Source organism: Thalassolituus sp. UBA2009, assembly GCF_002335285.1.
GTDB classification, from domain to species: domain Bacteria; phylum Pseudomonadota; class Gammaproteobacteria; order Pseudomonadales; family Oceanobacteraceae; genus Venatoribacter; species Venatoribacter alkanivorans.
In genome coordinates, this window is record NZ_DDCJ01000157.1 from 14,223 (window position 1) to 27,994 (window position 13,772).

Annotated in this window: 8 protein-coding genes; 1 reads left to right on the plus strand and 7 read right to left on the minus strand. The window is 52.1% G+C overall.

The features are described 5' to 3' along the window. From B3P58_RS19440 to B3P58_RS19465, 6 genes are all read right to left on the minus strand, one after another. A partial coding sequence (locus tag B3P58_RS19440; protein WP_286719899.1) for a DUF2804 family protein occupies positions 1–404 on the minus strand: 404 nt, incomplete at its 3' end. Between the two features lie 158 nt (positions 405–562). Then, entirely contained in the window at positions 563–6,442 is a 5,880-nt protein-coding gene (locus B3P58_RS19445; RefSeq protein ID WP_286719902.1) for an OmpA family protein, read from the minus strand. A gap of 2 nt (positions 6,443–6,444) precedes the next feature. Continuing rightward, positions 6,445–7,620: a hypothetical protein gene (locus B3P58_RS19450; RefSeq protein WP_286719904.1), complete on the minus strand. Its 1,176-nt coding sequence runs from the start codon at positions 7,618–7,620 to the stop codon at positions 6,445–6,447. A gap of 14 nt (positions 7,621–7,634) precedes the next feature. Further along, entirely contained in the window at positions 7,635–8,096 is a 462-nt protein-coding gene (locus B3P58_RS19455) for a DUF11 domain-containing protein (RefSeq protein WP_145469392.1), read from the minus strand. 13 nt (positions 8,097–8,109) lie between these two features. Next, positions 8,110–9,129 (minus strand): hypothetical protein, encoded by a 1,020-nt coding sequence (locus B3P58_RS19460; RefSeq protein WP_286719908.1) that lies wholly within the window; start codon positions 9,127–9,129, stop codon positions 8,110–8,112. 10 nt (positions 9,130–9,139) lie between these two features. Next, positions 9,140–12,181, minus strand: a complete 3,042-nt coding sequence (locus B3P58_RS19465; protein WP_286719910.1) for a hypothetical protein — start codon at positions 12,179–12,181, stop codon at positions 9,140–9,142. Positions 12,182–12,590: 409 nt separating this feature from the next. On the opposite strand from B3P58_RS19465, the gene B3P58_RS19470 reads away from it, so the two are divergent. After that, the gene (locus tag B3P58_RS19470; protein WP_286719911.1) at positions 12,591–12,839 is read left to right on the plus strand and encodes a hypothetical protein; all 249 of its coding nucleotides are present in this window, start codon (positions 12,591–12,593) and stop codon (positions 12,837–12,839) included. A 71-nt stretch (positions 12,840–12,910) separates the two neighbouring features. On the opposite strand, the gene B3P58_RS19475 is transcribed toward B3P58_RS19470, so the two are convergent. Continuing rightward, positions 12,911–13,772, minus strand: an 862-nt coding sequence (locus B3P58_RS19475; protein ID WP_286719912.1) for a DcaP family trimeric outer membrane transporter, incomplete at its 5' end; no start/stop codon positions are given.

Sequence of the window (13,772 nt, forward strand, 5' to 3'; positions counted from 1 at the left end):
TTGCGCACACCCGGAGTACGGCTGGCTTTGATGCTGAAGGTATTACCGCCTTTGCGGAATTCGGCATTGCCGTCATTCGGCCGTGGTTCGATATGGGTGTTTTTGCCCAGCGGTTGCAGAAAACTGAATTCTTCAAAGGCTTCCGTTTCCGGATCGTATAAATACAGAAAAGCGTTGCTCACCAGTTTCAGATCGACAATGGCAAGACCGACAATTAACTGTGGGCTGATAAAACTGACAAACTGAAACTGATTAAAGCCAAAACGTTTGGCCAGCGCACTGCGCTTGCGATCCATCGGTGAGCGCAGATCATAATCGAGATAATTCAGTTCGCTGACGCCATCAGGAAAGATGCCAAATGCCGGTTGGCCCTGAGCGTTAATCAGTTGATCACGGGAGGTCATGCCAGTTCCTTATCGGTTTTTGTTATCAAGCAACCGGATAAAAAACCGGCACTTTTATTTGAGAATGATGGCGTATTGTCAGCGTTTGCAACGGTTGCGTCCAGTCAGTTAGTGACAGTTCTGATATTCCGCGGGGGCAGTATTGACGCGTGCAGCGCTTAGTAGAACGCCGCACGCAGAGTGGCGAGGGTTTCCTGATCCGCTTTGAAGCGCATCTTCAGGTACACGCCTTTGGCGGTGAAATTGGCGGCAGAGAAATCGGTATCGATAAAGCCGGTAAAGTTATAACCCAGTCCGAGCCAGACGTTGGTCTGCGGAATCCAGCCAACCGATACACCGGTACCGTGCGCGGTCTGGCCGGCTTCGTAGCTGTGCAGACGACGGCCGTGGGCACCGATATCCCAGGTCGGATTCAGGTGATGACGCCATTCAGCCGCCATAAAGTCGGTGGTGGAAGCGTAATCATCGCTGTTGTACTGATCGAGCACGCGTTTGATACCGTACTGGGCGGCCAGCTGGTTTGCCGGCGTGAACAGCCAGTTGCCGTGTACATTGTTGATCAGTTTGCGTGAGCGGCTTGGCGTGCCTTCGCCGCCTTCAGCCTGCTGCACCCAACGGGTTTGCCAGAGCAGGGCATAAGGGTGGCGACGCGGGCGGATGGCGAGATCGAAACTCGCTTCGAGCTGATTGCTGTAACTGCTGCTGCCGTCTTCTTTGAAATAATTCAGGCTGCCACCGGTGGCCAGCGCATCGTTAAGCGGATGGTACAGGCTGGTACGGGCTACCCATTTATCGCTGTCGCTGCCGTCGCGGTATTCCACACGGTTATTCCACTGCCACAGGCTGGTGCGATATGACATACCGGCATGGGTGGCGTGAAAATCTTCGGTACTGTCTGAGGTTTCGCCCGGTGCATTGGCTTCCAGGTTGCGCGCCTGATCAAAGCCGAGGCTGACGCTCAGGGCGTCGGTGAGGGCGATTTCCTGAGTCAGGCCAGACACAGCAAACAGACGGTAGGCATCATCCTGCTCAACCTGTTCGATGCTTTGCTGAGCTTTGGCGCCGCTCCATGGGGTGGCGCGCATACCCAGCACAGTGCGCTCCGGTGCTGCAGATTCAAACCCGGTTTCATGCTCGGCAAACAGGCTGAGGTCATTGGTCAGGCGGTAGTCGGCGCCAAGACGCAGCTGGTCGTAGGCATCGCTGCGGGCGCTGGCATTGGCCAAAAGCATGCTGTTCAGCGTCAGGCGATCATTCAGTACGCGGGTACTGAAGCCGGCGGTTAACTGGTCGGTGTACTGGTCTTCTGTTTCGTTTTCTTCCTGTGCGCTGAGCAGACCGAAGGATATCTGCTGGTCGTTATCCAGACGGTGTACCCAGTCGAGTTGGGTCTGGTATTTATCGAAACCGGTGCTCAGCTGCTGATGGTGGAAACCTTCCAGTTGCAGACGGTCTCGGTCGCTTAAGTAGTAGCTGCCCTGTACGCCTTCTTTGCGGTAGTCATTCTCACCCTGTGCGGTCTGATCAAGGCCGAAGTTTTCGTCCTGACTGCGCACATAAGCGGTCGCCTGCAGCTGTTCGGTACGGTGTGTTACTTCCAGCAGGTGTGCGTTGGCGGTTGCGGCGGCGGAGTTCACCACTTCTTCGCTTTGTGCAATTTCGGCTTTGATTTCGGTATCACCCAGAGTGATGCGCGCATCGGCGGCGGTCAAGTGACGGTCATCACCGCTCTGATTCTGGGTAATGGCGGTCACACCGGCTTTGATGCGCTCATCCAGTAGTTTGACTCCGGCGCGGCCGCCGCTGATATAACCGAGGTTATCGCCGGCTTCGGTTTCGTACTCAACCACGATATAGCGCGGATTAAAGTTTTCATCGGTGCTGCTGACCGGCCCTTTGAAGTACAGGGTGCCGTCCTGATAGTCGATAACGTAATCGGCATCACGGTTCAGGTCTTCGCTGCTGATAATAACTTCGCTGCGATAACGGTCGCGGGTTTCAATGCGGATTTTTTCACTGTTCAGCACAATATTTTTATTGCGCAGACGATACAGACCGGAGGTGCCGTCGCCCTGAATTTCATCACGCACAAAGCCGTTGCTGGTTTGGCTGGTAAAGGCTGACAGCTCAACCACATCGCCATGGTAAACCGCCTGAGCACCGGTCAGCTTACGGCTGTAACGGCCCAGAGTGCTGTTGTTCAGATCGGTGTTGATATCACCGAACATAGCGTAGAAGCGCTCGCGCTCCAGACGTACATACAGTTTGCTTGCTGAGCTGGCGTCCAGCTGTTGCTGGCTGGCATCACCGTACAGGGTGTAATAACGGTCGGGCTCGATCACGCTGGCAAAGGCTTCGGCTTCCGGCTTGCCGGAGTCATAGGCGGCGGTCAGTAACCACTCACCCAGCACCTGACCCTGAGCAAAGAAGGCAACCCGGCCATCGTGCCAGAGATTGTCGTCGACACCAGCGGCCTGACGGCTGTTGTGGTCACCATTGCCGCTGTTATAACCGACCGCCAGATCGCCCAGACCGACCAGAATCCAGTCACGCGGAGCAGGCTTCAGCCACACACGCAGCTCATCTTTCTGGCCATTGGCGTGGCGGAAGGTCAGCACCGCTTCACCGGCCTGGTTGGTGGGTGTCAGGCGGATCAGCGCCACACCGTTATCACCCACGCGGTATTGTGGCTGCTGAATATTGCCCAGCGGGTTGCCTTCAATCTGACGCGATTCATCGTACAGGGTATAAGGCGCCTGGACTTCAACATCGCCAAGAATATTGGCGCGGATCGGGAAGCCGTCTTTATCGGTCAGACGCACGGCGATAGTGGCCGGCGTCAGACCGTCAGCCACGGCATTACTCTGGCTTTCTATCAGTTCTGCTTTGGCCGGTTCCTGAGCGTACTGAACAGTGCGCTCAAACTGATCGACAATGTCACCGTCTTTATTAATCACAAACACGCTGAAGCGGTTAGGGCCGGGCTGAATATCAACACCGCGCCAGATACTGACGGCCAGATCGCGTTTGCTGTTACGCGTAGTACCATCAAAGTTCAGCGGGCTGACCGGCTGGTCATCGAGCAACAGTTTAATGCGCTCACCGGCGCCGTGGGAGATGGCAATTTTCACCGAGCCAATCGACGGGCTGCGATCGAGCGGCGGCCACAGCCACTGTGCCTGATCGGCGGCGGTTTCAAACCAGTGCTGATCAAATTCCGGCATTGGCTGTTCAGCGATCAGTGCGGCCGGATTACCGGCTGCTGTAGCCGGTAAATTACGGATAAAGCCGGGCAGGCTGGCCTGTACCGAAGCCACCTGCATGTCGCTGGCAATAGTTGCCAGACGGATATCCGGATCGCCGCTGAGTACTTTGACTTCAACACGACGGTTTAATGCGCGGCCATCACGGCTGGCATTGCTGGCCACCGGCACCGAGGAGCCTTTACCAACGGCACGGATATTCTGCGGCTCAACGCCCAGCTGTTCGGCCAGATAACGGGCCACCGATGATGCCCGGGCTTCAGACAGTGCCTGATTATCGGCATAAATATGTTTATTCCGGCGTGCAATCGGCGTGCTGTCGGTATGGCCAACGACCTGTACGGTTAAATTGCGCAGGCCTGCCAGACGGTCAATCACGTTTTTCAGATTCGATTTATCTTCCGGCGTTAAAACATCAGAAAAATTATCGAATTTCGGCGGATTAATCGGTTTTACCTGGCCATCGTCCGGCGGCAGCTGCAGCACGGCGGTGGTACTGGCTGGTTTAATCTGCTGCTTGGGCTGACCTTCGGCCTGGAAGCGGGTAATGGAGCGCGTGGTTAATTCACCGCTGTCGGCTTTATCGCTGACGATGGCCGAAAACTGCAGCTGGTGTGACCAGTCGGCCGGTTTATCGCCAAGTTTATAAATCAGCGTACCGTAGGAAATCTGTGGATCTTCCCACGGGACATTATCCAGTACGCTGCTGCCGGGCTCGTAAATAACACCGTCGGGCAGGGCGATCATCTGAATAACGTTGTTCACTTCCAGACCGTTGCCTTCGAGGTCGACGGTAAAGCGCAGTTTTTCCGGCACGGGGGAATTGTAAGGCAGTTTGCCATCAGCCATAGCCGCCAGAGGTACCAGCTGATGACTCAAACGCTGACGGATTTCGCCACTTTCAGGGGTTTTCATTTTCAGCGCAAAATCGACGCGCCAGAAACTGCCGCCCTGCACATCAACAAACTGACTGAATGCACGGCCGGCGTGAAAACCGCGTTCATCGCAGCTGACCACTTCCATATAAGGTGGAATTGTGGCGGTATCCAGCTGTACGACGTGGGTGCCCGGACGGACGTTTTCGATATGCCATTCACCATTGGCATCGGTGACGACATAGGTACCGTCTTCCATAAACAGACGCACATTGGAGACGGCTTCGGCATCGAGGTTGCCGTTACAGTCGTCAAGGTAGACACGGCCAAATAAACGCGCGCTGTCTTTAAAAAATTCGTCGGCAATCTGTACCTGAGCCTGAGCAATGTTACTGCTTACATCGTCATCAACCAGCCAGGCTTTGTTGATTAAAGCGCCTTGTGCCTGGGCAGTAATCTGCGTGACGTAAGTCAGCGACAGTGAACCGTTAGCGGCGATATCGGGCAGGGCAAAAGTCAGCTGGCGGCCGTTATTGCTGATAACCGGGTCGGCAATTTTTTCATCGTTAATACGTACAGAGCCATTGCGCAGACGCATCCCCTGTGGCAATTGGTCAACAATGCTGGCGTCTTTTACGACCACCTGGGAATTATTCAGACGAATGGTGAACTGCACAAAATCACCAATGCCGGCTTCGTTTTTATTGGCGGTTTTGCTCAGTAATACACCACCTTCAAGTGGGTCGGCGGCGATATCGGAAATAAATACCCGGCCGCCCGCCAGACTGAATACTTCGCCACGGGAAATGGTATTCAGTTCGAACGGACCATTCGGCACATTATTCAGATCGTCGCTGCCCAGCTCTGATGGCACACGGTATTTAGCCGGCGCTTCAAACTGCAGCTGATAATTACCGGCCGGCACATAAGGGAAGCGGAAGCTGCCATCCGGGAAGCTGTTGGTATCGCTGGCCAGTGCTGCGGTGCGAACAGTCTGAGCAGAGATTTTAGGACCGGTGACAACACTGGCTGGCCATGGGGTAACACCATCGTCGTCAAATACGCTGGCCGCGAGGCCGGTATCGGCATTAATCAGGGTTACGGTAACGCCATTAACCGGTGCGCCGGTTTGTGAATCAAATACACGGCTGTAAGGATCAAAGCGGGTATTCAGGGTCACGCTGTCGGTACTGTCGGCACTGTCCTGATAACGGGCAGTTACGGTCTGGCCATATTTCAGCGATAACGCACAATCGTAATTTGTGGCACTGGCATCGGCTAAACGGGTCGGTAAAACACCGACAAATATACCGGTGTTGTCGCCGGTTTCGGTTAAGCGTAAATGTTCGATGTCGCTGCCATTACTGTTGCGGACATCGATTTCAATCTGGTCGGGGCGGGCTGAATTCAGATTTTTATCCAGCTCCACTACCTGAATAATTAAAGGCTCACCAATTTTGAAACCGTATTCGACGGTATTCAGCTGGTAGCTGCCAGGCAAAGACTGTGCATTGCCGGATAAATCGGTAAAAGCGGTTAATGCAGAAAAATTACCGCTGCTGTCGGCACATTCACTGCCATTAATGGCGGTGCCGGAAGCGGATGATCCGCCGTTGTGCAGTAACAGCATCTCGGCCGGCGTCGGAGCGACGGCTGCCGGATTAATTTCTTCGGTAACCAGTGTTGCAGAACTGCTGACACTGTCGGTTAAACCATTGCTGCGTTCAAAAGAAGCAACAGCGGTATTGGTAATGGGAGTATTGGCCGGGGTAACCGCGGCCAATACCTGCTGACTGAACAGCAAGCAGCCGGCAACGGCAAATGACAGACAGCCGCGAACGGCGGTCGGATGACCGCTGTTCAACAGTTGAGTGCGAATGCGTTGCAGGCTGTTCAGCATAATCAGTCGATCTTCACTGTGAAGGTGATTGTGCTGGTTTCATTCGACTTCACCGTAGCGAATACCGCTTCGATGTTGCTTCCGTTCAGAGCCGGACCAGTGGTCGGTGCAACGTAACTCAGCGTTGCCGCTGGTGCGTTAACGCTTGTAACGTCTGCACACAGTTCCGGACTGTTGCTGCTGTCACAGAAGGTTGTGTTAGCCGGAATAGCATCACTGATGTTGACATCATTGGCATCCGTTGCGCCCAGGTTGGTCAGCGTAATGCTGTACTGAACGGTTGCACCAGGAATGGCTTTCGGATTGTTGGTTTCATTAATCGGATCCCACAGTACAACCGAGGTTTTGATGAAACCGTTTTTGGTTGGGTTAGTTGGATCAGTCGGATCAGTGGTTTCGAAATCCGGGAAGGCCAGGAACAGGGCGTCCCATGCAGATTCGGTAGCATTACCGATTGCAGATTCGTCATCACCCGCTTGCGCGTCATCAGCAAATACAAACTGAACAGCATCGGTGTCGGTATTTGCAACATCATTAACAACAGCAACAGGGTTGGCTTCGCCAACAACAGTCACTTCGCTTGCGGTTGCTGTTAACTGTACGGCGAATACATCTTTATCCACACCTTTGATTTCACTGGTTGGAATCAGAACCCAAACCAGTGCCGTGGTGTTGCTGGCATTTCCGTCTTCATTCAGAGAGATATTACCAGTCAGTTCGGTTGCCGGAGCGGCAGCACCAGCAGCGCTACTGTACAGTTTGAAAAGGCTGCTTACCGGATCTTTGGTATCGGTCAGTGAGGTGTAATCTGTACCGGTAAAACCCAGTGCCTCAGTGCCGTCACCATTCGTCGGCGCCAGGGTGAAAGTGGTTGGCGCGTTAGTGGTGTTGGCCAGATCAAATTTACCCATCACGTAGTATTTGCTGCCAGCAACATCAATTTCAGTTGATGCATTTGGCGCTGCAATATCAGCACGTGCCAGATTAAAGTCGATTTTTACGTCGACCTGCAGTTTTTTCTCAGCTTCTACCTGAGTTTGCGCAACGCCATTCACTTTATAGTTAAGGGCTGCGGTATTTACGATTTCAATACCGGCTTTTGTCGCCGCCTGAGCCCCAAAACTTACGAGGCCGGCGAAGGACATAGCAGCAGGCAGAATCAGTTTTTGTATTTTCATACAGATTCTCCGGGTTATTTAATACGAACTTTAAATTCCACTTTACCGCTGGCTCCAGCTTCGACCGGCTGAGTCAGCATCCAGCGGATGTGGCTGTAATCTTCCGCTTTTGCCGCACGGGTATTGCCCTGTGCAGTGACGGTCAGTTCGCTGGCTTTGCCAAAGTTCTGACCTCCGTCAACGGAATAGGTAATGGTGCTGTTGGCACCGGTTGCACTGTTGGCGATGTAGATCGTTTCGGCAGGAACCGGGTTATTGATTACAACGCCTTCAGCAGCTTCCTTGCCGTTATTGTTGTAAGAAATGCGGTAACCGACTTTATCGCCGGGTACTACTTTCTCAGGTGTTTGCCACTCTTCCACAACGCTGCCGTCGGCCTGTTGCACCGGAACGATTTTAAAAGCCTCGGTAATCAGGCTGACTTCGGCCATTGCCAGAGCAGGAAGAAAAGCAAATGCGAGCAGAAGAGTGCGCATAAATACCTCGTTATTAATCGATGGTTGCGGTGAATTGAATGGTGTAATCGCCGGCGGCTGCCTGATTACCCAAAACAAAGGTCACACGACCGTTGCTGCCAGCGTTGGCGTCATAACGACCCGCATCTGCATCGGCTGCAGAATCGGTGTTGCCTGAGGCATTGGTCGTTGTCAGTGGTGTGCCTGCCAGATTGCTGTTAGCCAGTAACAGGGAACCAGCGTCGTAGGTCAGGTTTAATGGCAGGTCATCGACAATGCGCAGGTTATTAACGGCGGCGGTTACCTGAACCAGAATCTGGTAAGTCACCACACTGCCTGGCACTTTTACGCTGCCCAGGGTTGGGTGTTCGGTCGACAGAATGCTCTTGGTAATAACAACCAGACCGGCGGTTGCGGTTACTTTATAGCTGCTGGCTTTAATTGCGCCGCCGGCATTATTGGCCAGAACCGCATCGGTACCGCCATCGCCCTGGCCAGCCAGAATATCGCCCTGATTACCGGCTGCAGCACCTGGGGTCGCAGAGGTCACGTTGAATTCGATATTGGCGATATCGTCGATGCTCTGTGCAACCGGAATATCAACCACCACAAAGATTTTGGTGGCCTGTTCCGGAGTCAGGTTAATTTGTGTGACTTCGGTTTCGGTGCCCTGAAATCCTGGTACGCCGTCATCCAGATAAATTTTGACGTTGGTAACATCGAACGCGTCGCCGGTACCGTTGCTGACGGTCAGGTCGAAGGTTTCATCACCGTTACCGGTGTTTTTGATGGTGTATTCAATGACCTGAGCAGTGCTGCCAGCCTGAACTTCCAGAGCATTGGTGGTGCTGCTGGTTACTGCAACGTCGATTTTTTCCTGTACAACAAAAGCCGTGCTACTGCTGACGGTCAGCTGTGAGGTTGCATCGGACGGTGCGTAGTAGGTAGCCGTTGCCGTGTTTTCAATCTGGGTACCGACAGAGGTTGCCGCCCAGCCACTTGCCGAGGCAAGCATACCTGCGAGAAGCAGGGACGTACGTTTAATGGTCTGCATGGAATGCTCCTTATTGGACCTTTACTTTGTAGCGAAACTTGAATTCCGGCTGGCTGCTGCCAGACGCGGGGTTTAACGTGCCTTTCGGCATAAAGCGGATATAGGTGACATTGGCGTCAAAGCCTTCGGCATCTGGTTGCGGAACGTAGCCATAGGTAATGCCGTCGCTGCTGTTGGTATCGTTGGAAAAATCGAGATCATCGTTGGCAGCATTTAATGCGCTAAAGCCGTAGGTAAGACCACTGTTAGCAGCACCCTGAATAAACTCAGCCGGGCCTGCGCCATTAAAATCGGCGACATAAAGGCTGGTGGTGGCAGCAATTTGTTCGTCAATAACCAGAGTGTCAGCATCGGTCTGGCCTTCACCCTGATTTAACGCAGTCAGGGTATAAATAATTTCTGCACCCGGAATGGCTTTGGGGTTAGTGCTGCCATTAACCGGATCAGAAATAACTTCAGCGTTTTTAGTCAGATTTAATTGCGGGAAGAGCAGAATCGGATAGCTCAGATCTTTACTGCTGAATACGAGATTTTCATAGCCTTCTTCCGCTCGGATACTGGCTTTCCAGTTACCTGCGGATGCATCTGTTGCCATTGTGATGCTGTATTCATAAACCTTAACGGCATTGCTGGCAGCAACAGGCGTTAAGTCGGTGTTATTAAGTAACTGATTGCCGCTTGGGTCGAATAAACTCAATGTCGCAGCGGTAATATCGTCAGCACCGAAAGGGTCGGATACCTCGCCGCGAATATAAATTGTCTGTCCACGTTGAGCGGCATTGAGAGTGTTACCGCCAGGGTATGGCGCGTCATAAAGTGCAACGCTATCAACATTAATAACGGTGTTGGAGGTCAGTGCGACCTGACTGTTGTTGCCGTTACGGCGCAGGAACAGGTCGACAGGATCTGAGTATTGGCTGCCAGACTGGCGGATGCTGATCTGCAAAATATCACCATTTAATAATGGTTCTGCATTTTGCACGCTAAGGTCGGTATTAAATTCCCGGATAACTTCCAGTCCGCTGTTATTGCCGGCAGTCAGCAGTTCGGCGGTCAGCGTCCGACTGGCCAGCAGTATGTCTGTACCGGAGCGTCTGGCTGACAGGCGGATATCAAAGGTATGGTTATAGGCCCTGTTATCACCACCGTCGTAACCATTGCGGGCATAAAAACGGAATGGAATACCCTGACTGTAATTCAGTACCATATCCGTTTGCAGCGCAGGGGTTAACTGCCAGTTAACTGTGCTGTTATTGGTAATTTCGATTGCGGAGCTGCTGTCCGTCGTTGCTACCCGGGTCAGGGTGAGGTTTGGCTGTAAATAGAGAGGCTTATTGCCTTTGATGCTGAGAGCACTGTTAACCGTGATTACGGGTGACGTCAGAGACAGGTTCAGACCAGCTCCGCTGAGGATTGCAGTGTTGGTAAAGCTGTCACTATCCTGAGCTCCGGAAGACAAGACGCCATCAATCGTCAGAGTGCGTGACTCACCGGCTGGTATCGTCAGCGCAGAAAGGCTGACCACGCCGCGGCCGAAATTTCCGGCAGGTGCTGGTTGTGTTGTTAATTGCGCACCGACAGGGTGGCTGAAAACCTGAAAACTGCTGATCAGTGAAGGGATATGATCTGTCAGTGTCATATTGCTCACTACAGCAGCGCCACTGTTTGTGATTTCAATTTCAAAGCGCAGCGTATCGCCCGGACGAACCTGACCACCATTCAGATCCAACACCCGTTTAACCGAAGTACTGAGATCCGGATCAACAATAGCGAGAGTAATCTGCTGACTGTTGTTACTCATGCGGTGATCGAAGGTATTGCTGCTGGTACTGATTGACAGACTTTCGCTGTTAAGAGTGGTTGCTGCCGTGGACAGAGTAACTGACAGATCACTGTACTGATTATTGGCCAGGTTGCTGAGCTGACAGATAACCGCATTGCTCTGCGATGAACACAGCCAGTTGTTGCCAGAGAACGACGACAGGCTAAGGCCGTCAGTCATAGGAATTTCAACCTGAACCGCATTGGCTGAACGGGGGCCATTATTGGTGACACGGAGTGCCAGCACGGCATTATCACCACGTTGTACCGTTGCCGGATTGTTCACCGTGAGACTGAGGTCGGCGACATCGCGATTCGGAATACTGATAATCTCTGCGCTCAGATAGACGCGATCCTGACCACTGGTATAGACCGATGTGACAGACTGAGAGCCGGCCGTAAGGTAGTTGCCGATATTGTAAATATCTACGTCGACACCAGAGGTGCTGCTGGCTGTCGAGTTGGAATAGGAGTTGAACTGATTCCCCTGAGGGTTACCGCTGCCGCTTAATACAGAGCCGTTGAAGCGCAGATTTTCTGAGTTGGAAATATCAGCATCACCTTCCCAGGTAATGTGCGCGTGTTTGCCACCCAGTGCTGCCGGATTATCGGCTACAACGAAGTTATTCGGGGTAAGGGTAATCGAGTTGTTCCAGAAATTACGGAAGCCATCAAAGATATTCACTACCCGCAGAGGCTCCTGCGCGTTTTCATACACAATCACCAGAGCCCAGCCACCATATGAGCGGCCACCGGTACAGTAAGAACTACTGCGATCGAAATTAAGGCCGGAGACGTTGTATGTAGCGCTGACAGAGCTGACGCGATTGGTAACGTCAGCCCGGGCGCTGTAGTAGCTGAGACCGTCGATATTCTCGTTGTAAATGACATCGGCACTGATATTGGCGCCGGAAAAGTTAACCTGAGTGTCGTTACTGCCCGAGCCTGACCAGTACAGAAACGCGGCGACGACATTACTGCTGGCAGGGATACTGATAGCGGCACTGGAGTTGCTAAGTAGAGAGCAGCCATTGCTGCCAGAGCGCATGGTGTTACCGGTCAATGCAAACGACAGGTTACCGGCATAGCTTTCGCGCAGAATAATATTTTCAGCGGCAAGGGTGTGGGTGGAGATGAGAACAAAAACGAAGACGAGCGTGATCCCTTCCAGACGAAAGATATAAGCAGGCTTATTAATAACGTTAATGTTAAATGTTACCCGTTCGCTCAAAGTGTAATCCGTACCCTTGTGCCAGTTATTCCTGGTGCTGTGCGTTGTGCGCGCATCTTAGGTAGGGCATATGGTTGAGTCAATTTACTGGCAGGCGACCTGCAATGGGTAAAACTGTGATGTAACACGCTGTTTTTAGAGAATAATTTTCGTTTACTTGAAAAGTGACATTTTTCCTCACATTCAATAGCAATGCAGGAAAAAATCTTAAAAAAATACACGTCATAACTGTCGTTTATGAGGGGAATGTGACAAAAAATGTCACCAGGTCTTTTCCCTCTCCTCGAAGTAACCATTTGTAACCAAACGAGTATTTTTGTGACATTGATATGATTGTTTATAATTAACCGTCAATTTCACAATGAATACATCTGTATATATGCCAAAAATGAGTCGTCAGTGAGTGTAAGTGAACGCTGCTGTATTGTTCTGTAACTGGCTGGCAGGCGATTTATTGATGTTTTCCCAGCAATCTAACCGGTGCGTTTTATTCACATTGATGAGAGAGGGCATCGTCTTTTCAGCTTTTCTCCGCGATACCGACGTACCAAAAGATGCACTAAAAGACGTACGGAAAAATGTGGAAAAACATTTAGGCAATGCCAACAGCATTATTGAGAATGTTGTTATAACCGGCTGGGTTATACGGAGCTGGTGAATTTTGGGTATTGATCAGGCAATAAAAAACCCGGCCGGAGCCGGGTTTTTGTCAGACGCGTCAGGTACAGATCAGAAGCTGTACTTGGCGGTGAAGTGCAGGCGGTTCATATCGCCTTCGTTCTTGGTGGTTGTCACTTTTTCCAGAGTCGCCATGCTGTATTCCACACCATAGGTTACTTCTTTGGTTGGGGAATACATCAGGTTCAGACGGGTGCTGGTGGATGCTTCAACACGTCCTGCAGCAATGGTGTCGTCATCGTAGTCAGCGTCCAGCATGGAATAGGCGATGGTGCTGCGCATCTTATCGCTCCAGAAGTGACGGTAAGCAACAAAGGCAGCATTAACGGTTGTTGTTTTCAGATCGCCATTAGCTGCGATTGTTACGTCACTGACAGCACCGAGGCCGACGTAACGACCGACATTACCGGTGGTGTAGCTGAACTTCAGATCGTCAGCGCCGAGCTTGACCATACCGGACAGGCTGACACCGAAACCATTGGTGCTTTCGTCGATTTTGCCTGCACCGGATACTCCATTCTGGTAAGCCATCTGGCGGCCAATGGCGGCAACGGTAAAGGCATGATCACCGGCTTTGATATTGTAGCGGGCGACCATATCCGGCAAGCCAACATCATCGGTAACACCAACACCTGCAACGGTGCTTTCCGGGTTTTCCAGAGCAAACTGGAAGTCACCCATGGTGTAGCGGATCTGTGCCTGACGGTTAAATACAGTACCGTCACTTACGCCGAGAAAGTCTACGGTTTCTGGCAGGGCGCCAACGTTCATAAACGTCGACCAGGTCTGACCAAAAGTCAGATTGTTATAGGTGAAGAACGCATGGCGTAAGCGAGGGTTATAGGAGTTGGAAACAACCTCGTTACCAGCTCCACCTGCCGCGAGTGCCGTCAGAAAATCCATTTCAATAAAA